The organism is Kribbella sp. NBC_01510, assembly GCF_045040325.1.
In the GTDB taxonomy this organism is placed as follows: Bacteria; Actinomycetota; Actinomycetes; order Propionibacteriales; family Kribbellaceae; genus Kribbella.
The window spans coordinates 7927294-7948712 of the sequence record NZ_CP109418.1; the positions used below are offsets into that span (position 1 = coordinate 7927294).

The following is a 21419-nucleotide window of genomic DNA, read 5'->3' on the forward strand; positions in this document are numbered from 1 at the left end:
CGGACGGGGCCTAGCCCGGTCCGGCCCGCGGCGGCGAACGCCGTAAGAGAGCCGTAGCCGCGTTCGGCCGCCGGCGCCACCCGATCTTTCCTACGGTCGAAGAGTGTCAGTCGATCTCGTCCTCCCGTGCCTGAACGAGGCCGCCGCCCTGCCCTGGGTGCTCGAACGGCTGCCGGCCGGCGTCCGGGCCGTTGTCGTCGACAACGGTTCCACCGATGGATCGGCGGAGGTCGCCGCCGGCCTGGGCGCGATCGTCGTACGGTGCGAGCCGCGCGGGTACGGCGCCGCGTGTCATGCGGGCCTGGAGGCGGCCGAGGCCGAGGTGGTCGCATTCATGGATGCCGACGCGTCGCTCGATCCGCGGCAACTGGTCCGCGTCACCGCGCCGTTGCTGGCCGGCCGTGTCGATCTCATGGTCGGCCGCCGTCGACCCGTTTCGCGGGCCGTTTGGCCCTGGCATCTCCGGTTGGCGAACGCCGAGTTGTCCCGGCGGATCAAACGCCGTACGGGAGTGCGCCTGCACGACCTCGGCCCGATGCGGGCGGCCCGGCGGGATGCACTCCTCGGCCTCGGTCTGTTGGACCGGCGATCCGGGTACCCACTGGAGACCGTCGTACGCGCGGCCGATGCCGGTTGGCGGATCGCTGAGGTCGACGTCGACTACCTGCCGCGCTCCGGTCGCTCCAAGGTCACGGGGACGCCGCTCGGCGCGGCGCGGGCCGTCCTCGACATGTCCAAGGTGCTGGCGCGATGACTCGCGGGACGCTGATCGTCATCGCGAAGGAGCCGGTGCCGGGGCGAGTGAAGACGCGGCTGCAGACCGAATTCACCGCCGCGGAGGCTGCGGCGCTGGCGCGGGCCTCGCTGGTGGACACGCTGAGTGCCGTCCGCTCGACGCCGGCCTCGCGACGCGTTCTCGCGCTCGAGGGCGATCCTGGGCCGTGGCTTCCGGACGGTTTCGAGGTGATCGGGCAGCGCGGGGGCGGGCTGAACGAGCGGCTGGCGGCGGCGTTCGAGGACGCGTTCGACGGTACGCCGATGCTTCTGGTCGGCATGGACACGCCACAGCTCACGCCGGGGCTGCTGGGATTCCGGTGGTCCGGGCATGACGCCGTACTCGGGCTGACCGACGATGGCGGCTACTGGTGCCTCGGGTTGCGGGTGCCCGATCGGCGCGCGTTGATCGGCGTACCGATGTCGACCGATCACACCGGTATCGACCAGTTGCGACGGCTCAGGATGCTCGGGCTGCGGGTGTTGCTGTTGCCGACCCTGCGAGACATGGACACGCCGCACGATGCGGCGCACCTCGCGGCCGCGTATCCGTCGTTGCGAGTCTCGAGGCTCTATCGGCGGTTGCAGCACGCGGCCCATCCGGGCCTGCTGTTCGAGCAGGCGCTCGGGGGTACGGCGAGAGTCGTTGCTACCGGCATCGATGGGCGGACCGTGCCGTCGCTGTCGGAACTGGATCGGTGGCAGTCGCCCGCCGACGAGGTCGACCGGCTTGCGCTGAGCCGGTGCGAAGGGCCGGTCCTCGACGTGGGCTGTGGACCGGGACGGATCGTGACCGCGTTGGCTGAGCGGGGGATACCGGCGCTCGGCGTGGATGTCTCGCCGCGGGCGGTGTCGCTCACCACCGCTCGGGGTGCGGCGGCGCTCCGGCGGCCGGTGCAGGACCGCCTGCCGGGCGAGGGGCGGTGGGGCAGTGTGCTGCTGATGGACGGCAACATCGGCATCGGCGGCGATCCGGCCGACCTCCTCCGGCGGTGTGCCGAGCTCATCCGCCCCGACGGGCTGGTGCTGGTCGAGGTCGACCCGGACGACGACCTCGACGACACCGCCCCGATCGTCCTCCGCAGCTCCACCGGCCGCCGTTCGACACCGTTGCCCTGGGCAAGAGTCGGTGCGCGCGCCGTCCTCCGCCACGCCTCCGCCGCCCACCTGCACGCCACCGAGGACTGGCGAGCCGGCCACCGAGCCTTCCTCGCCCTCCGCCGGACCACCACCCCGGCACGGATCGCCTGATGCCGACCCGCCGCAGCCACCGCCCCGCCGCAGCCACCACCCTCGCCGGCGCCCTCGTCCCTGCCCTCGTCGCTGCCGCTTCGCCGCGCTCGCCGCATTCGCCGCGATCTGCGACTTTGTGCATGGTGTCCGCATGATTTCGGGCTCCGGGCACGGACCTGGTGCACAAAGTCGGCGTGCCTGGGTCGGGGGCGCCGCCGGCGGAGGGGTCGCGGTGGCGGCGAGTGTGGCGGTCGTTGTGGCGTCGGCGTCCAGTTGGTGGCCGAATGTGGTGTTGGTGGTGGGGAGCCTGATGGTCGCGGGGGTGGTGTGGCGGGTCAAAGGGCTGGGTGTGCTGGGGGTGGTGCTGGTTGCGGCTGTCTGTCAGGTGCCGGGGCTGACTCAGGCGCCGATCACCAGCACGGACGCCTACCGGTACGTGTGGGACGGGCGGGTGCAGTTGTCCGGCAGTTCGCCGTACTCGCAGGTGCCGTTGGATGACGCGTTGGCGCGACTCCGGGATCCGGTGTTGTTCCCGGGGCTGTCGCCGGACCAGCGGTCGGGAGTGACAGGGCCGCCGCGGGTGCCGAAGGATCCGGCCGCGCTCGCAGCGCTGTCCGCTGACGACCCCAGGACCCGGATCAACCGGCCGCGGGTGCCGACCATCTATCCGCCGGTGGCGCAGGCGTACTTCGCCGCGGTCGCGCTGGTCACGCCGTGGTCCGCGGGCACCCTCGGCCTGCAAATCGCCGCCGCACTGCTCGCCGTCGTACTCACCTGGCTACTGGCAGTAGACAATCCCCGGTGGGCCGCATTGTGGGGTTGGTCACCGATCGTCGCCCTCGAAGCCGGCAACGCCGCACACGTCGACGTCCTCGCCGCTCTCCTGATCGCAGCCGCCGTCATCGCCACGACCCGAAGGCCGAAGCTGGCCGCGGTTCTTCTCGGCGCCGCCGCGAGCGTCAAGCTCCTCCCACTCCTGCTGCTCCCCGCGTTCCGCGCCCGGCGGCCGGTAGTTGCCGTTGGCACCTTCGCCGCGTCGTACGTCCCCTACCTGGTTGCCGCCGGCACCTTGGTGCTCGGCTTCCTGCCCGGCTATCTGGCCCAGGAAGGCTTCGACGACGGCAGCTCCCGATCGGCGATTCTCGCGCTCCTGCTGCCTCCTGAGGTCCGTCAGCTCGCCGCGGCGGTACTCGCGGTCGCCCTCGCCGTACTCGCCTTCCACCGGTCCAAACACGAGCCGATCGCCGTCACCTGCTGCTGGCTGTACGGCGCCGCACTCCTCGTCGCCACCCCCACCTACCCGTGGTACGGCCTCCCCCTGATCGCGCTGGCGGTGCTCGCGCGCCGGCCCGAGTGGATCGCCGTACCCCTGGCCTCGTACCTGGCCTATGCGAGCTTCGGGCACGACACCCGGCAGGGCCTGATCCACCTCGTCGCCGCCGTCATCGTTGTCACCGCCATCACGCTCCGTCATCGGGCTGATCGCCAAAGCCGTTTGACGCCGCGCCCACTGCCTGCCAACACTGATCGGCGTGACGAAACGCATCGCCCTCGCGACGTCGGCCGAACAGGCTGAATTGCACGAACACGACCTCCCGCTCGTCGACGCCCTCCGCGCCGCGGGCCTCGACCCGGTGGCCGAGGTCTGGACGGACCCGTCGGTCGACTGGTCCGCGTACGACGCGATCCTGCTGCGCTCGGTGTGGGACTACCACCAGCGGTACGACGACTTCACCGAATGGCTCGCCCAGCTCGACAAGGCCGGCGTACCGGTGTTCAACGACTCCGACCTGGTCCGCTGGAACGGCGACAAGCGCTACCTGCTCGAACTGCGCGAGCGTGGCGTGGCGATCGTGCCGTCCCAGATCGGCGCCGGCGCGGGCCTGCGCGAGGTCGTCACCGGCCTCAACGGTCAGGAGATCGTCATCAAGCCGACCGTGGGCGCGGGCGCCACGCACACGATCCGCGGCATCGCCGGGTCTCCTGAGCTCGACCAGGCGATCGACGAGCTTCCGGACACCGTCTACCTGGTCCAGCCGTTCCAGCCCGAGGTCCAGACCGACGGCGAGTGGTCCCTGGTGTTCATCGACGGCGAGTTCAGCCACGCGGTCGTGCAGCGTCCGGTGGCCGGCGACTACCGGGTCCAGCTGATGTTCGGCGGCGCCGCGACCCCGGCCGACCCGCCGCCCGCCGTACTGGAGAGTGCGCGCACGGTCCTCACCACGGCCGGCGTCCACCCGCTCTACGCCCGCGTCGACGGCCTGGTGGTGAACGGCCGCTTCCTCCTGATGGAGCTCGAACTGATCGAGCCCTACCTGTTCTTCCCCCAGTCCCCCGAAGCCACTCAGAAGCTCGCTTCCGCGGTGGCTGCCCGGATCTGAGCGACCGATAGGGTCGGCGGTATGCCGACCCTCGAGGACATTCGCCAGGCCGCTGACCAGCTGAAGGGCCGGATTCACCGGACGCCGGTCCTCACCTCGACCGCGCTGAACGAACGCTTCGGCGGCGAGTTCGTGCTGAAGGCCGAGCTGTTCCAGAAGACCGGCAGTTTCAAGGTGCGCGGGTTGCTGACCAAGCTGCTCCGGTTGAGTGCCGAGGAGCGGGAGCGCGGGGTGATCACCGTCTCGGCGGGGAACGCGGCCGGCGCGCTCGCGTGGGCCGCGCGGGACGCCGGTGTCCCGGCGACCGTGGTGATGGCCAGGACCGCCGTACCGGCCAAGATCGACGCGGCCCGCGGGTACGGCGCAACCGTCGAGCTGGTCGAGGGCGACCTGATGGCCCAGTACGAGCGGATCCGGGACGAGCGGAAGCTGACCGGCGTCCACCCGTTCGACGACGAGGACGTGATCACCGGCCACGGCAGCCTCGGGCTGGAGCTCCTGGAGGACCGCCCCGACGTCGACACCGTGCTCGTCCCGGTGGGCGGCGGCGGGCTGATCTCCGGCGTCGCGCTGGCGGTCAAGCTGGTGAAGCCGGAGATCCGCGTGATCGGCATCGAGCCCGAGCAGGCCGACGTGGTCAGCCGCAGCCTCGCGGCGGGTTCGGCGCAGAAGCTCCCGACGGCCCGATCGATCGCCGATGGGCTAGCGGCGCCGGTCTGCGGCACGCGCAACTTCCCGCTCATCCAGCAGTACGTCGACAGCGTCGTACGCGTGAGTGAGGACGCGCTGCTGGAGGCGACGCGACTGGTCATGTCGCGCACCAAGCTCGCCCTCGAGCCCGCGGCCGCCGCACCTTTCGCCGCACTCATCCAGGGCCTTCAACCGGAAGGCGTCACCGCCGCTGTCGTCAGCGGCGGCAACCTGGATGTCGCGAAGCTGATGCTCTAGGCAGGCGCGAGCCGGGCCCGGGCGCCGGGGCTGACCCCGTCACTCGGATCGTCGACCAGATTGCCCTGGCGGACCGGATCGTTCTCCGGCAGCAGGATGTCGCGCGCCACCACCAGCATCAGCCAGAGTGTGCCGGCCATCCGCACGATCACCGCGAACCAGTAGATCCGGTCCGGGATCTCCGGATTCCCAGGTGCCAGGAACTGGGCCAGATGCATCCACACCAGCATCCAGTAGAAGCACTCGCACGCCTGCCAGATCAGCCAGTCCCGCAACCGCGGCCGCGCGAGCGCCACCAGCGGCAGCAGCCACAGCACGTACTGCGGTGAGTACACCTTGTTGATCAGCAGGAACGCCGCCACCACGAGGAACGCCAGCTGCGCGAAGCGCGGTGGGCGCGGCGCCATCAACCCGAGGATCGCGATCGACAGGCAGAGTCCGGCGAAGATCACGATGTTCAGCTGGTTGACGTCCGCGACCTCGTGCTTCGCCAGCTTCAGCACGTACCAGATCGAGCCGTAGTCGCTCTCCCGCTGGTCGTTGAACGTCCAGAACGACATCCACTCGTTCTTCGCCAGCAGGTAGATCGGCGCGTTCACCAGACCCCAGGCGACCGCCGCGGCCACCGCTGCCTGGAACCACGGCCACAGCTTGCGGCCTCGGATGCACACGATCAGCAGTGGCCCGAGCAGCAGGAACGGGTAGAACTTCGCCGCCGTCCCGAGCCCGAGCAGGATGCCGAACCAGATCGGTCTGCCGCGTGACCACGCGTACATCGCCCCGGCTGTGAGTGCGACCGCGAACAAGTCCCAGTTGATCGTCGACGTCAACGCCAGCACTGGCGCGGCGGCGACGTACAGGGCGTCCAGCGGCTGGCCACGGGCCGCACCCGGACGCGACTCGACCCCACGCGCGGTGGCGACCGTCAGGCCGACGATGAGCAGCGCACAGAGGAACAACAGCACCACGTTCACCACGAAGAACACGCCGGCGGTGTCGCGCTTCTGCTCGACAGTCAGGTCCTTCTTCGGGTCACCGGTGATCAGCCAGGTGAGCTGTGCCGCGACCTCCATGAAGCCGCCGGTGAGCACCGGGTACTCGAGCACGGGGTAGTTGCCGGTGTCCAGGAACGGCCGGTTGCCCTCGGCGAACCCGCGCTCCTGGTAGAGGAACCCGATGTCGGAGTAGCACAGCGCCTTGAACGGCCGCCAACTCTGCCGGTCCCACCCGGCCTCCATGCACGGCGCCTTCTGCAGTACGCCGAGACCGAAGGTGATCGTGCACACCGCGAGCGCGATCCGCAGCGGCGTCCACCAGGACGAACTGAGCCGGGCGAACCGCCCGATCGGCCCACCGAGCCCAACGGTCAGCCCGGCGACGGCCGGATCGACCTCCGACGGCGTCTGCCGGTCCTGCGCGTCCTGGGTACGTGGTCCGGTCACGGTGGGCATCATCTCCTATCGGCTCACCTGGCGACCAGGAGAGGTTACCCACCCGTTGCTGGACCAGTCCGGAAGCAGCCCCCGCGCGCCGTCATCCGTCGGCCGCGATCCGCCCACCCGAGCGGCGGCGCATGAGCAGCAGTGCACCAGCGATCAGGACCAGGCCCATGAGAGCGATCGCACCCACGGCCAGGCCCATGCGGGTGCCGACCGGCCGGTAGACGCACGAGACGTCCGAGGCGCCTGCACCGACCGGCACCGCCATCAGGCCGGCGCGCACGCTCGGTGAGCGAGCAGCACCGCCGTCGACCGAGCACCGCCATCCCTGGATGCGGATCACGCCGATCACCACAGTGCCCGCGGCCCCGGGCGTGAGGCGGATGTCGAGACTGTGGCCCCCGACGCTCACCGCGGCCGGCTTACTCGCGTTCAGCCGCCCCACGGCCGCGGTGAGCAGATGACGATCCAGGCAACCGATGGCCGACGCCGGCAGCCGGGCCGGTCCCCGGACCCGCACGGCCAACTCGACGACGCCGTCCGCGCCGACCCTCCCGAGCCGTCGCATCGGCGCACCGGAGTACACCCCCGGCCGCTTCGCCTTCGGATCCAGCACCGTCTGCCAGCCGGACCCTTCGACGAGCACTTCACCGACGAAGGTGGGCGCGGCGAGGTAAGCCTCCGACCCGGCCCGGCACGTGGCGACGAATCGCGCTTCGACCGGCTTCGCGGCACCCGCAACCGGAGCGATCAACAGGTTCCCCTGCCGGTCGGACACGCTCACACCGGGCACCTGCTTGGGCCTCAGCGTCGGGACGGTGTAGACGTCGGCGCCGAGCGCGCTCTCCTGCAACCCGTACGGCGCCGGGTCGGTCGAAGCCCACGCCTTGGTCGAACGCACGGTGACCAGCGGCGCCACACCGTCGTTCGTCGCAAGTCGTGGCCTCTCGGCGTCGTGCACCCCGGAGTCGACCACCACGCGGGCGTGGACGGAGAACACCGCGTCGACCACCGGGTTCTGCGGGTCCACCGTGGCTCGCCCGTAGGAGCTGTACCCGAACCCGAGTCCCATCAGCTCCCGCGAGACGTCGTCCGGGATGGTGCTCGAGTAGTACTGCGGTCCCTCGCCGCCGATCAACATGGGATCGTTCACCGACACCTCTGCCCCGGGCGCCGCCCGATGCAGCGGCCAGTCGTCGGCGGACATCACCAGCGAACGAAGCCCGTCTTGCTCCTCCCCCCAAGGCGCGGCAGCACTCAGAATCTTCCCGCGCGCCACGTCGATCGCGACCGCCGACATGGTCACCTCGACCAGTACCGCGCCGACCAGCAACGCCACCGCACCGCGACGGACCCAGTCCGGCACCGGCCGGCGGCTCGCCAGCCACGCCAGCACGGCAACGGCAGTCAGGATCGGTACGGCGATGTGCGTGGTGCCGGTGATGTAGCGGACGTTCCAGGTCACGGCATACAAGACCATGACGAGCCCGACCGGTACGGCGACGCTCACCACGGATCGCAGTCCGGACGCGGCGGACATCCAGCCGATGATCACCAGCATCCCGGCGACGACGAACGCCTGGCGGAACGGGCTACCGTTCGGCGAGTCGAATCCGTGCCAGACCTCGTGGGTGAACCGGACCTGCATGCTGAGCAGCGTCAACGCCACCAGGACGGACCACACGGCCCGCTCGCGGACCGCGATCGCCCGGTTGAGCGGGAAGCTCAGCGCGAGCAGCAGCATCAGTGTGCCGACTGCGAGTCCCGGGCTGGTTCCGACGCCCTCGCTGCCAGGGAGCAGCCGAGACAGGAACTCGACCGCGTCGTGCGGTTGGAACGTCGTCTTCGGGCTCGGCCGGGCGGCGCGGATCACCTGGAACGTGGGCACCAGCAACGGAGCCGCCAGCCCGATACCGAGGCCCACGGCAACTATGCAGCGCACTGCGGCGATCAGACGATCGCGCCACGACACCAAGGCGTCGTACGACAGGATGCGGGCCACCACGACGATGCCCGCGCCGATGGTTGCCATGTACACCGTGTAGAAGTGCGACGTCCACAGCAGCGCGACGACGAACGGCGTCACCAGCAACGACGTGGCCGACCGGCGCCGCAGGATCCATTCGCAGAGCAGGCAGATCACCGGGAACGCGACCATGCCGTTCAGCCACACCGTCATGTACGCCGCGTCGTCGATCGCCCAGGCACAGGCGCCGTACGAGACGCCGCCCGCCACGGCCAGCCAGGCAGGTCCGGTCGGACGCAGCCGGCGCAGGTACGCCGTCATCGCGCCGGCGCCGAGCGCGATCGCGGCCACGGCGACCAGGAACAGCGCCAGGTCGATCCGATCGCGGGGCAGCACGAGTGCGATCCAGGACAGGGTCGAACCGACGTACGCCATCAGGTCGCCGAGGAACGGCACGCCGAAGCCGCTCGACCAGTTGAAGAGCAGATCGCCGGGCGCCTGACCGGTGACGATGTCGCGAAAGTGTGCGTACATCGGCACGAACTGCTGACCGAGGTCGTTGGTGCTTCGATGACCGTCGCCGAACGGGTACGTGCCGCGGATGATTCCGCTCGCCACGAATGTCGCTCCGGCTGCCGCGGCGGCGACCGGGACCGGCCAGTGCCGGCGGCCGAATGTCCGGGCAAGCCTCATCGGCGAGCAACCTGTGGCGACTCGATCGGCAGTCGCACTTCTGCGGTGACGGCCGGCGCCGGGTGCCTGAGGTAGGTCAGCCGGGCGGCCTCCTGCCGGCTGCGGCCGACCGCGTCGAGCAGATAGCCGAGCACCAGCATCAGGATGGCGACCAGCCCGATCGACGAGGCCAGGATGGCGGTCGGGAACCTCGGCACCAGGCCGGTGTCGAGATACTCCAGTACGACGGGCACGCCGAGGATCAGCGCCACCACGCCGAGCAGCGCGGCCAGCGCGCCGTGGAACAGCGTGGGCCGCTCGAGCCGGGTCAAGCTGAGGATCCAGCGGAGGATGCGCACGCCGTCGCGATAGGTGCGCAGCTTGCTCTCCCCGCCACTGGGCCGTTCCTTGTAGCCGACCGGGATCTCCGCCACCGGCACCCGCAGGTGCAGCGAGTGGATGGTCAGCTCGGTCTCGATCTCGAACTCCTGCGACAGGGCCGGGAACGACTTCACGTACCGGCGCGAGAACGCGCGATAACCGCTCAGCATGTCGGTGATCTCCCGGCCGAACAACGCGCCGGCGGCACCGGTCAGGACGCGATTGCCGAGGGTGTGGCCGGGCCGGTAGGCGGCGACGTTCGAGTGCTTCCGGACGCCGATGACCTGGTCGTACGGACCGGTCAGCAGGACGCGGACGAGCTCGGCCGCCCGCGCCGCCTCGTAGGTGTCGTCACCGTCGATCAGCAGGTAGACATCGGCCTCGACGTCGGCGAAGGCCCGGCGGACCACGTTGCCCTTGCCCTTGCGCGCCACGTGCCGCACGATCGCGCCGGCCGCCGCGGCGATCGTGGCGGTGTTGTCCGTGGAGTTGTTGTCGTAGACGTAGATCTTGGCCGTCGGCAACGACGCCTGGAGTTCGGAGACGACCTTCCCGACCGCCGCGGCCTCGTTGTAACACGGCACGATCACCGCGATGTCGGTGCCGGAAAAGTCCTGCACGTCAGTCATTTCCCCTCGCTCAGCAGACCACCGCGACCGGCAGCCCCGTGTTCGGCTGGATCGCGTGCCTCAGCAAGCGCCCCCCAGCTACTGCATAGATGTCCCGAACCGCCGCAGAAGTTGCATCGCCGGCCAGAATTGTCATCTAGACCACAAAATCGTGCCGTTTCGGATCGGACCGTGAGGCCGCGACGACTCTCCGAACAACCGGAGTGGAAACTCCTCAGTTCGGCGGCTCGAGGTCCCCGAGCCACGTGGTGAGGAGCTGCTCGAGCTGAGCACGTTGGGCCCGGTCTAGCGGAGCCAGCAGGCGTTCCTCGTTGGCCATGTGGGCGGTGAAGGCCTGGTCGAACAAGCGACGTCCGGCCGGCGTGAGGCGGACGACGCGACCCCGGCCATCCGCATCGCTGCGGCGCCGCTGGACCAGCCCGGCCCGCTCGAGCCGGTCGACGCGCTTGGTGACCGCACCGGTGGTCACCATCGTGTGCAGCGCGATCTCCCCCGGAGCCCGCTCGTACGGCGCACCCGCGCGACGCAGTGCCGCGAGGACGTCGAACTCGCCTTCCGAGAGTCCGTACTTCGCATAGAGCAGGGTCAGTTCACCGGTCAGGTGGTTCGCGATCCGGTGCAGCCGGCCGATCACGCCTTGCGGGCTGGTGTCGACATCCGGCCGCTCGCTCCGCCACTCCGCCTGGATCCTCGCCACATGATCATCGGTCACGCCGTTCACTATATCTTCCTGGGAAGATATAGTAGTTTCCATGGAAAATACCTTGCGCTGGGCACTCGTCACCGCGATCGCACCGGTGGCCTGGGGCACGAACTACTTCGTCACCCACGAGTACCTGCCCACCGGCTATCCGCTGTACGGCGCTGTGTTCCGCGCACTGCCCGCCGGCATACTTCTGCTCTGCCTGGCCCGGCGCCTTCCGCGCGGAGTGTGGTGGTGGCGGTCCCTGCTGCTCGGCGTCTGCAATATGGGCGCGTTCTTCGCTCTCATCTACCTCGCCTCGCAGCTGCTGCCGGTCAGCCTGGCGTCGACGATCATGTCCGCGTCGCCGCTGACCATGGCGTTGTTCGCCTGGGGACTGCTCTCCGAGCGACCGACCATGCAAGTGCTCACCGGGGCCGCGGCCGGGATCGCCGGCGTCTGCCTCCTGCTCGGTGCGGGATCGCAGCCGGTCGACTTGCGCGGAGTCGCGGCTTCGGTAGCCGCTTTGACGATGTCGTCCTGCGGATACGTCCTGGCGAAGAAGTGGGGCCGGGCCGACGGGCCGCTCGCGACAACGTCCTGGCAACTGATCGCGGGCGGCCTGGTGCTGGTCCCGTTCGCGGTGATCTTCGAGGGAACGCCGCCGAGCCTGGACGGACCAGCGCTCGCCGGTTTCGCGTACGTCGGACTGGTCGCGACCGCCCTCGCGTTCACGGCGTGGTTCACCGGCCTGCGCCACCTGAGCGCCGCGACCGTCGGGCTGATCGGACTCCTCAACCCGGTCACCGGCGTACTCCTCGGCGTCCTGGTGTCGGGCGAGGTGCTCACCGTCCGACAGGTGGTCGGACTGGCGCTGGTGCTACTCGGGATCGCGGCCAGCCAGCTAAGGTTTATCGATGCACCTCGAGTGGAGCACGCCCGAGCTGACCCTGACGTTCACCATCGACGGCGGACCGGTACGGCTGACCACCAGAGCCTCAGCTGAGACGCCGCAACCGCTGGTGGAGGTCTCGGCCATCGGGTACGGGCGCTCCCCCGGCACCAACCGCCATGTCGACACGATCCTCGGCAAACGCCTCCGGTATGTGAGCCACGAGGACACCGGCTCCACGCTGCGCATCGTCCAAGAGGAGCCCGAGACCGGGCTCCGCGTGACCAGCGTCTTCGAGGCACGAGCCGGGGTCCGCGCGTGGTCCGAGGCTTCGCTGACCCGACCGGGCGAACTCGTGCTGGACTTCCTGTCGTCCCTGGTCGTCGGCCTGGAGTCCGTCGACGCCGACCTGCACTCCGCGGCCAACGACTGGATGGCGGAGAACCGCTGGTCGGTGCAGTCCTTGCGCTCGGGCGGCCTGCCGCAGATCGTTCGCGACCCGCACTACCCCGTCTCGAAGAGCCGGCACGCCGTGAGCAGCACCGGGTCGTGGTCGAGCGGTGAGCGGCTGCCCGTAGGGGTCCTGGTCGGGACGTCGTACGCACTCGGCTGGCAGATCGAGCACAACGGCCCGTGGCACTACGAGCTCGGCGAGAACCGGCATGGCGGCTACCTGCTGCTGAGCGGCCCGACCGACCAAGAACACCAGTGGAACGTGCGACTGACCGCGGACGATTCGTTCACGACGGTGCCGGTCTCGCTCGTCGCCGGCACCGATCGCGACAGTACGTTCGCCGCACTCACCCGCCAGCGTCGCGCGCTGCGGAAGCGGCGTCCGGTCGACGACCGGATGCCGATCATCTTCAACGACTACATGAACACCTTGATGGGCGACCCGACGACGGAGAAGCTGCTCCCGCTCATCGACGCGGCGGCCGAGGTCGGCGCGGACTACTTCTGCATCGACGCCGGCTGGTACGCCGAGGGCGACTGGTGGAGCACGGTCGGCGCCTGGCAGCCGTCGACCACGCGCTTCCCCAACGGGTTCGGCGAGGTGATCGAGCGGATCCACCAGCGCGGCATGGTGCCCGGCCTCTGGCTCGAGCCGGAGGTGATCGGCGTCGACGCACCGATCGCCCGTGAACTCCCGGACGACGCGTTCCTCACCCGGCACGGCATCCGCGTCGCCGAACACGGCCGCTACCTGCTCGACCTGCGCAACCCGCTCGCCCGCCAGCACCTCGACGACACGGTCGACCGGCTGGTCTCCGACTTCGGGGTCGGCTTCTTCAAGTTCGACAACAACACGATGACCGGTCCCGGCACCGACAAGGGCGGTACGTCGCTCGGCCACGGACTTCTCGAACACCAACGGGCTCTGCTCGACTGGCTCGACGGAGTCCAGGCCCGGCACCCAGACCTGCTGATCGAGAACTGCGCGTCCGGCGCGATGCGGATGGACTACGCGATGCTGTCCCGGCTGCATATGCAATCCACCTCGGACCAGCAACACCCGTTGCTCTACCCAACGATCACCGCGGCCGCGCCGACCGCCGTCCTGCCTGAACAAGCCGGCCACTGGGCCTACCCGATCACCAGCACCACGCGGGAGGAGTTCACGCTCGCCCTGGCGAACGGCATCCTCGGTCGCCTCTACCTGTCCGGCCACCTCAACCAGATGACAGACTCCGAGCGCGAACTGGTCCGGTCCGCGGTCGCCGCGCATCGCGTCGTACTCCACGATCTCGAAACCCTCGTCCCACACTGGCCGCTCGGGTTGCCGGACTGGGAGGACGAATGGGTCGTTCTCGGACTCGGCAACTATCTCGGCCTGTGGCATCGCGCCGCCGGCCCGGCCGAAATCACCCTCTCCCTCCCCCAGGCATCCATCACGCCGCTCTTCCCGACCGCCGCCGACGGCTGGACCTACACCTGGTCCGGCGACAAGCTCACGGTCGGAACCGGCCTGCCCGAGCCGTCGGCGCGGATCATCCAGCTGGGCTAGGCGAAAACGCCCCGTGCGTGTCGAAAGCGCGGGCTAGTCGAAGCGCTTCGACTGCGGTAGAAAGGGGGAACCACACGAAGGGAACGACGATGGTCACGATCGCGGACGTCGCCCGCCATGCCGGAGTCGCGACCAGCACGGTCTCCTACGTGCTCAGCGGGAAGCGGTCGATCTCGACCGACACCCGCGACCGCGTGCAGCGCAGCGTCCGAGCGCTCGGCTACCGGCCGAATGCGAGCGCCCGGGCGCTGGCCAGCCAACGGTCCAACGTGCTCGCCCTGGTGATCCCGCTGCGCACCGGGATGCATGTCCCGGTGATGATGCAGTTCGCCATCGCGGTCGTGACCACGGCCCGCCGGTACGACCACGACGTACTGCTGCTGACCGCCGACGAGGGTCCGGACGGGCTCGATCGGGTCGCGCAGAGTTCGCTCGTGGACGCCCTCGTGGTGATGGACGTCGAGCTGCACGACGAGCGGGTCCCAGTGCTGCGTGAGTTGCCGATGCCCTCGGTGCTGATCGGCTACCCGGACGACGCCGACGGGCTGACCTGCATCGACCTGGACTTCGTTGCCGCGGGCGCGCATTGCGTCGAGCATCTCGCCGACCTCGGCCACCGGTCGCTGGCGCTGCTCGGGACGCCGTCCGCCGTGTACGAACGGCAGACCGGGTTCGCGCAACGCACGCTGACCGGGTTCGCCGAGGCTGCCGGGCGGCGCGCGGTGTTCGGGGTCGAGACGCCCTGTGAGCACACCTTCGACGCGGTCCTGCACACGGTCGAGCAGCTCCTCCACGACCACCCGGACATCACCGGACTCGTGGTCCAGAACGAGCCGATCATCGGCCCGCTCCTCGACGTCCTGCGCCGGCTCGGCCGCCGGGTGCCCGAGGACATGTCGCTGGTGGCGATCTGCGCGGACGACGTGGCCGAACGGCAGGTACCGCAGCTGTCGTCGGTCACCATCCCGGCGGAGCGGATCGGCGATCAGGCGGTCGAAGCGCTGATCACCAAGCTCGCGGGCGGCGACGTACCCGAGCTGACCCTGCTCCCGCCCACGCTCACCGCGCGCGGGAGCACCTCCCAGGCCCCTCAGACCGACCGCACGACCGCATAGCCACCAGGCCGCAACGGCAGCTCGCCGACGACCAGCTCGCTCCCATCAGCCGGTACGACGACCTCCGCGTCACCGTGGTTGAACAGGAAGGTCCACGTGGTGTCGCCGGATCGTCTCCGAACGATCTCCACCGGCGACTCCGACAAGCCCAGCAATCTCTCGGCGGTCTCGTCATCCAGCTCGGTCGACACGTACCAGGCCGATCCAGCGCCGACGTCGCGGCGCGTGATGGCCGGCTTCCCGTCCAGGACGCCTCCAGCGTACCGATCGACCACCTCGGCCGACACCGCCCGCACGTCCTCGCTCCAGAGCCGCCCGCGCCCGCCGGACGACAACGCGACCTCGCCGTCGACCGGCAACGGATGGAACTCCTCGACCCGCACTCCGAGCAGTTCCGTGAACGCACCCGGATATCCGCCGAGCCGGACCCGCAGATCCGGATCCACGATCCCGCTGAAGTACCCGACGACCAACTGGCCGCCACGCTCCACATACGCGGCCAGATTCGCTGCAGCCTCGTCACTCACCACGTACAGACTGGGGACGACAACCATCTTGTAGGACGAGAGATCCGCGGCAGGTGACGCGAAATCGACCGTCACCCCGGCGTGCCAGAACTGCCGGTGTGCAGTCCGCACTGCGGCCAGGTAGTCGAGCGACGACGACGGCAGATGCGTGCCTTGCATCGCCCACCAGCACTCGACATCCCACAGGATCGCGACGTCCGCGACGACCTCACTCTGAGCCGCTTCGGTGAGCCGAGGCAGCACCGACCCGAGCTCCGCGACCTCACGGAAGATCCTGCTGTCCGCACCGGCATGCGGAACCATCGCCGAGTGGTACATCTCCGCCCCGCCGCGCGACGCTCGCCACTGGAAGGACAGCGCACCCTGCGAACCACGGGCGATATGCGACAGGCTGTGCAGCGCCATCCGCCCAGGCTCCTTCGGGTGCAGCCGATGCCCGTCGTTGAGCGTCCCCGCCGCCTGCTCCATCAGCAGCCACGGCTTCCCGCCGGCCCAGGATCGGGCCAGATCGGCGCCGAACACGGTCTGCTCCTCCGCGCCGATCCCGGCCTGGTCCGGATAGTGGTCGATGGCAACGACATCGACCTCCGCCGCCCACCGCGCATGGTTCACCGGCACCCAGCCGCCGAAGACGAAGTTCGTCGTGATGGGCAGCTCCGAAACCTTCCGCAGCTCGGCCTTCTGCTCGAGATACGCCGCCAGCAACTCGTCGGACCAGAACCGCCGGTAGTCGAGGAACTGCGTCGGATTCACCAGGTACTGCGTCTTCCGCGGCGGCTGGATGTCCTCCCACTCGCCGTACCCCTGACTCCAGAACGCCGTCGTCCACGCCTCGTTCAACCGGTCGAGCGAGCCGTACCGCTCCCGCAACCACGTCCGGAAACGCTCCGCGGCCAGCGAGCAGTGACACGTCGTTCCGTATTCGTTGTGCACATGCCACATCGCCAGGGCCGGGTGATCGTGATAGCGCTCGGCCAGCGCCCGCGCGATCCCCCGAGCAGCCTCCCGATACGCCGGCGCGCACGCGCAGTACGTGTCCCGGCTGCCATGCGTCAGACGTACGTCGTCAGCCGTGACCGGCAACGCCTCCGGATGGAGCCGGCTGAACCACGGCGGTGGCGACGCGGTGGGTGTGGCCAGATCCACGCTCACACCGCCGTCGTGCAGCAATTCGAGTACGCGGTCGAGCCAGCCGAACTCGTACCGGCCAGGGGACGGTTCCAGGCTCGACCAGGAGAACACCCCGACGGTCACCAGGTTCACGCCGGCCCGACGCATCAGGTCGACGTCCTCCTTCCACACCGGCGGATCCCACTGCTCCGGGTTGTAGTCCCCGCCGTACCAAAGTCGCGTCATGAGCTGGAGAGCTTGACGGTGTAGCGGTCACAGACACCCTCGATCACCCGGGACTCGGCCTGGCCGTCGCGCAGGCTGAGCTCGATCACCGCGGCCACTCCCCCGTTGGCGTCCGGCAGTTCGACAGTCGTCGTCACGCCCTCGGACGGCTCGAACCAGCGCAATTCGACACCATCGGCCCAGTCGTACTCCGGCCGGTCGTCGACCGCCCCGAACGGGATCACCGCGCCCTCGCGGACCAGCACCGGCAGGCTGTCGAATCCGTGTGTCTGCCGCACCCACTGTGGACCGGCGATCACCTCACCGGACAGAAGGTGAGTCCACCGCCCGCCCGGCAGATAGAACGAGACTTCGCCGTCGAAGCTCATCACCGGCGCGACAAGCAGATCGTGGCCGAGCATGTACTGGCGATCCAGGTAAGCGGCGGCCGGATCGTCGGGGAACTCCAGGACCATCGGCCGCATCATCGGCACACCGTCCTGATGCGCCTCGGCCGCCGCGGTCATCAGATACGGCATGAGTGAGAGCTTCAACTTGGTGAACTTCCGCAGTACGTCGACCGCCTCGTCGTCGAACGCCCACGGCACCCGGTACGACGACGAGCCGTGCAGGCGCGAGTGTGAGGACAGCAGCCCGAACGGCACCCACCGCTTGAAGATCGCCGGGTCCGGCGTGCCCTCGAACCCGCCGATGTCGTGACTCCAGTAGCCGAACCCCGACGCGGCCAGCGACAGCCCACCGCGCAACGACTCCGCCATCGCCTCGAACGTCGACTCGCAGTCGCCACCCCAGTGCACCGGGAACTGCTGGCCGCCGGCCGTCGCCGAGCGCGCGAACAGCACCGCCTCGCCATCGCCGCGGTTCTCCTCCAGCAGGCCGAAGACGGCGGCGTTGTAGAGCTGCGCGTAGTAGTTGTGCATCCGCTCCGGGTCGGACCCGTCGTGCCAGGCGACGTCGGTCGGGATGCGCTCGCCGAAGTCGGTCTTGAAACAGTCGATGCCGAGGTCGATCAGCTCCTGCAGCTTCGAGCGGTACCAGGCGGTCGCGTCGGGGTTGGTGAAGTCGACAATCGCCATGCCGGCCTGCCACAGGTCCCACTGCCAGACCGAACCGTCGGGCCGTTTGAGCAGGTAGCCGAGCCGGCGGCCCTCCTCGAACAGGACCGAGCGTTGCGCGATGTACGGGTTGATCCAGACACTGATGCGCAGGCCGCGATCCTTCAGGCGGCGGATCATCCCGGCCGGCTCCGGGAACGCGATCGGATCCCAGACGAAGTCGCACCAATGGAACTGCCGCATCCAGAAGCAGTCGAAGTGGAACACGCTCAACGGCAGGTCGCGCTCGGCCATCCCGTCGACGAACGCGCTCGTCGTCTCCTCGGTGTAGTCGGTGGTGAACGACGTCGACAGCCACAGCCCCATCGACCAGGCGGGAACGCGGGCGGGCCGGCCGGTCAGGCCCGTATAGCGGCGGAGGACGTCCTTCGGAGTCGGGCCGGCGAACACGTAGTACCCGAGCTCCTGGCCTTCGACGCTGAACTGATTGCGCGAGGTGACCTCCGAGCCGACCTCGAACGACACCCGGGCCGGGCTGTCGACGAGGACGCCGTACCCCTTGCTGCTCAGGTAGAACGGGACGTTCTTGTAGGCCTGCTCGCTCGACGTGCCGCCGTCGGCATTCCAGCTGTCGACAATCTGACCGTTCTTCACCAGGGGGCCGAAGCGCTCGCCGAGACCGTAGATCGTCTCGCCGACGCCCAGCGCGAGTTGCTCGTGCAGGTAGTGCTTGCCGTCGGCATCGGTGATCAGGCCGATGCTGCGGGCGCCGGAGTTCGTCAGCGGACGCCCATCCTGCTCGAACCGCACGTGCCACGGCCCGTCGAGCCGGACGACCACGCTGAGCTCACCCGACGTCAACCGGGCCTCGGCGGCGCCGACGTCCACCTTCACCGGATGATCGTCGTCGGTGTCCAGCCGGTACGACGGCCGCGCGGGCAGCCCGCCGAGGTGGTGGGCGATCCGGACACCGATCACGCCACGGGCCGGCGACGAGAACGTCACCGTGAACATCGGCTGGTTGAGCGTGTCCCCGCGCCGCTCGATCCGGTGTGCCGGCGCGAACACCGTCAGCTCGCGCTCGCCGGCCTGCACACTCTCGACCTCGGCCGGCCGCAGCCGCGTCAGTCCCGCCCGCAACTGCCAGTACCCATCGGTGAACTTCATCGGGGAAGCCCTCTCTCGAGCTGAAGCCTTCTCTGGGCGGCGCAGTCGAAGCGCTTCGACAACGCTAGGTCGGGTGATTTCACGCCGTCAAGTTTGGGTCGGCTCGAGTCTCAGGCCAGGTACAGACCGGTCCCGACCAGGGCGACCCAGGTGAGGCCGGCGATCAGCAGCACGCGGTCCTGGAACAGGTCGCGTTCGGGGACCTCGCCGTTGCCCGTCGAGACGATCAACGCGTAGCGCAGGAGCCCGGTCAGGAACGGCAGGAACGAGATCGCCAGCAGTTCGCGGTAGACGTCGTACCCGAGGTGCTGGAATGCCCACGAGCCGTACGAGAGCGCGGCGCCGAGCAACGCGACCGTCATCACCTGGTCGAGCCAGCCGTCCGGGTAGGCCGCCAGCACAGGGCGACTGACCGCGGCCTGCGGTTCCGTGGCCTCCCCCGCAGCCATCCGTTCCGCCTTGCGTTTGCCGGTGACCAGGAACAGGGCGCCGAACAGGGAGACGAGGAGGAACCAGTGCGACACGGGCACGCCGGTCGCGGTTCCGCCGGCGGCCGCGCGGAGGACGAAGCCGAGTGCGACCAGGATCAGGTCGACCACCGCGACGTGCTTCAGCTTCAGCACGTACAGCACCTGGGCGACCAGGTAACTCACGCCGAGTAGGAACGTCGACAATCCGAGTGTCGACGTGACGGCGAGGCCGAGGAGCGCGGCGACGCAACCGAAGAACACGGCGCGGGCTGGACTGATCGACCCGGCCGCCACCGGGCGCAGGCGCTTGCGGGGGTGACGGCGGTCGTCGGCGACGTCGCGGACGTCGTTGAAGGCGTAGATCGCGATCGCGAGCAGCGTGAACCCGACGGCTGCGAGCGCTGCCTCGAGGAGGACGAGGGGTTGGTCGAGCACGCCGGCCGCCGCGGGTGCGGCGAAGAGCATCACGGCTTTGTGCCACTGGCGCGGCCGGCTCAGCTTGAGAAAGGACCGGGCCGATGACTCGGTGCGCGGGACGACTGCCGGCGTACGGACGTCTGTCACTTGACCACGACGTAGAAGAAGTCGCGCTGGTCGTCGACCAGGTAGCGATCCGACGGCGAGTTCATCGAGGCGAGCAGCCGTCGGCCGGTGACGGTGCCGTGCGGCCCGGGCTGCTCGATGTCGAAGCTGACCATCGCGGCGTGGATGTCCAGTTCCATACCCTGCGCGATACCGGCCTGCTGCATCGCCGCGGCCAGCGTGGCCAGCGTCAGGCCCTGGCCGGCCACGTAGATCAAGTTGCCGTGGGCATCGGTTCCGAGTCCGGACCGCCAGGTGTACTGGTACTGGCTACGGTAGCTCCCCCAGGCGCCGTTCGCGTTGCCGGTCAGCCCGTCGACGATCCGATGGTCGACAATCAGCTGATCGAGGTTCTGCCGGACCGCGACGACGTCCGGCGTCATCCGGACGGTCCGGTTCCAGGTACCGATCCGCGCGGTGCCGTCGCGGAAGATGACTACGGACGCGCGACCGTCGACCAGCGGCACGGCGGCGGACTCGGTGGTCCACCAGCCGCCATGCGAGTCCTTCATCTTGAAGCCGCTGTTGAAGGTCGCAACCAGGGCGGCGTGATCGGTCGAGGGGACCGAGTAGCCGTGGCGGGAGGCCATGCCGACGACTGGTTCCCGAGTGCCGGGCATCAGGACCAGACGGTTCGCGGACTGCGGGATCAGCGCGGCAGCGACCGAGACCGGCAGGTGCGCCGGATCGGGCCGGAACCAGGTTGTCCAGAGCAACGGCTTGCCGGCCGTCGTCTGCCGGGCAACCGACCAGGCGCCTTCGTGCGGCAGCGCTCGTACGCCGGGGAGCACCTTGACGACCGGCAGAGTCGCGGCCGCTGCATGGGTCGCACCGGTCGAGCGGCCCGCGGTGGCCGGGGCGCCCGGGACGGTCACACTGGGTGCCGTGATGTCGCTCGGGGTGCCGGTAGCGGGCGGCTGGTTGCGTGAGTACTTCCAGTTCTCGATGGCGTCGACGATCGGGCTACCACCGTGGTCGCGGAACCATTCGACTGTCCGGACCGAGAAGCTCGCGTTACCCGGATACAGCAGCGCCCGGACATAGGACACCGCCGGGACGACCAGCAACAGGCAGCAGACCAACGCGATCCAGCGCTTCCGGACTCGGCGGCGACGGCGTCGGTGTGCATTCTGCTTCATGCCCTC

General features: G+C 69.4%; 16 protein-coding genes. 8 read left to right on the forward strand and 8 right to left on the reverse strand.

Annotation, left to right across the window (positions count from 1 at the left end):
• Positions 1 to 103: 103 nt before the first annotated feature.
• The 5 genes from OG558_RS38765 (at position 104) to OG558_RS38785 (ending at position 5336) form a co-directional block, all read left to right on the forward strand.
• Complete coding sequence (locus tag OG558_RS38765) at positions 104 to 754, forward strand: glycosyltransferase family 2 protein (RefSeq protein ID WP_405067465.1); 651 nt, start codon at positions 104 to 106, stop codon at positions 752 to 754.
• Complete coding sequence (locus tag OG558_RS38770; protein ID WP_405067466.1) at positions 751 to 2025, forward strand: DUF2064 domain-containing protein; 1275 nt, start codon at positions 751 to 753, stop codon at positions 2023 to 2025. Before OG558_RS38765 ends, OG558_RS38770 begins: the two co-directional genes overlap by 4 nt.
• Before the next feature lie 214 nt (positions 2026 to 2239).
• A complete protein-coding gene (locus OG558_RS38775; protein WP_405067467.1) occupies positions 2240 to 3583 on the forward strand; it encodes a glycosyltransferase 87 family protein in 1344 nt (447 codons plus the stop codon).
• Positions 3540 to 4388 (forward strand): RimK family alpha-L-glutamate ligase, encoded by an 849-nt coding sequence (locus OG558_RS38780; protein ID WP_405067468.1) that lies wholly within the window; start codon positions 3540 to 3542, stop codon positions 4386 to 4388. The genes OG558_RS38775 and OG558_RS38780 overlap by 44 nt, the downstream gene beginning before the upstream one ends.
• 21 nt (positions 4389 to 4409) lie before the next feature.
• Positions 4410 to 5336, forward strand: coding sequence for a threonine/serine dehydratase (locus OG558_RS38785; protein ID WP_405067469.1), 927 nt, complete (start codon positions 4410 to 4412; stop codon positions 5334 to 5336).
• On the opposite strand, the gene OG558_RS38790 is transcribed toward OG558_RS38785, so the two are convergent.
• From OG558_RS38790 to OG558_RS38805, 4 genes are all read right to left on the reverse strand, one after another.
• Positions 5333 to 6787: a glycosyltransferase family 87 protein gene (locus OG558_RS38790; protein ID WP_405072273.1), complete on the reverse strand. Its 1455-nt coding sequence runs from the start codon at positions 6785 to 6787 to the stop codon at positions 5333 to 5335. The two genes, OG558_RS38785 and OG558_RS38790, sit on opposite strands and share 4 nt — an antisense overlap.
• An 82-nt stretch (positions 6788 to 6869) precedes the next feature.
• A complete protein-coding gene (locus OG558_RS38795) occupies positions 6870 to 9434 on the reverse strand; it encodes a YfhO family protein (RefSeq protein ID WP_405067470.1) in 2565 nt (854 codons plus the stop codon).
• The gene (locus tag OG558_RS38800; RefSeq protein WP_329478530.1) at positions 9431 to 10423 is read right to left on the reverse strand and encodes a glycosyltransferase; all 993 of its coding nucleotides are present in this window, start codon (positions 10421 to 10423) and stop codon (positions 9431 to 9433) included. Before OG558_RS38800 ends, OG558_RS38795 begins: the two co-directional genes overlap by 4 nt.
• 214 nt (positions 10424 to 10637) lie before the next feature.
• The gene (locus tag OG558_RS38805) at positions 10638 to 11135 is read right to left on the reverse strand and encodes a MarR family winged helix-turn-helix transcriptional regulator (protein ID WP_405067471.1); all 498 of its coding nucleotides are present in this window, start codon (positions 11133 to 11135) and stop codon (positions 10638 to 10640) included.
• A gap of 40 nt (positions 11136 to 11175) precedes the next feature.
• On the opposite strand from OG558_RS38805, the gene OG558_RS38810 reads away from it, so the two are divergent.
• From OG558_RS38810 to OG558_RS38820, 3 genes are all read left to right on the forward strand, one after another.
• On the forward strand, positions 11176 to 12111 hold the full coding sequence (locus OG558_RS38810) for a DMT family transporter (RefSeq protein WP_405067472.1): 936 nt from the start codon (positions 11176 to 11178) through the stop codon (positions 12109 to 12111).
• Positions 12023 to 14002 (forward strand): glycoside hydrolase family 36 protein, encoded by a 1980-nt coding sequence (locus OG558_RS38815; protein ID WP_405067473.1) that lies wholly within the window; start codon positions 12023 to 12025, stop codon positions 14000 to 14002. Before OG558_RS38810 ends, OG558_RS38815 begins: the two co-directional genes overlap by 89 nt.
• A gap of 89 nt (positions 14003 to 14091) precedes the next feature.
• Positions 14092 to 15117 (forward strand): LacI family DNA-binding transcriptional regulator, encoded by a 1026-nt coding sequence (locus tag OG558_RS38820; protein ID WP_405067474.1) that lies wholly within the window; start codon positions 14092 to 14094, stop codon positions 15115 to 15117.
• Here the strand turns inward: OG558_RS38820 and OG558_RS38825 are convergent.
• The 4 genes from OG558_RS38825 to OG558_RS38840 all read right to left on the reverse strand — a co-directional run bounded on the left by OG558_RS38825 (position 15093) and on the right by OG558_RS38840 (position 21413).
• A complete protein-coding gene (locus OG558_RS38825; protein WP_405067475.1) occupies positions 15093 to 17000 on the reverse strand; it encodes a beta-galactosidase in 1908 nt (635 codons plus the stop codon). The two genes, OG558_RS38820 and OG558_RS38825, sit on opposite strands and share 25 nt — an antisense overlap.
• Positions 16997 to 19222, reverse strand: coding sequence for an alpha-xylosidase (gene yicI, locus OG558_RS38830; protein WP_405067476.1), 2226 nt, complete (start codon positions 19220 to 19222; stop codon positions 16997 to 16999). Before yicI ends, OG558_RS38825 begins: the two co-directional genes overlap by 4 nt.
• Before the next feature lie 110 nt (positions 19223 to 19332).
• Entirely contained in the window at positions 19333 to 20256 is a 924-nt protein-coding gene (locus OG558_RS38835; RefSeq protein ID WP_405067477.1) for a decaprenyl-phosphate phosphoribosyltransferase, read from the reverse strand.
• Positions 20253 to 21413 carry a hypothetical protein gene (locus OG558_RS38840; RefSeq protein WP_405067478.1) on the reverse strand — a complete coding sequence of 387 codons (1161 nt, stop codon included), beginning with the start codon at positions 21411 to 21413 and terminating at the stop codon, positions 20253 to 20255. The genes OG558_RS38835 and OG558_RS38840 overlap by 4 nt, the downstream gene beginning before the upstream one ends.
• Between the last annotated feature and the right edge of the window lie 6 nt (positions 21414 to 21419).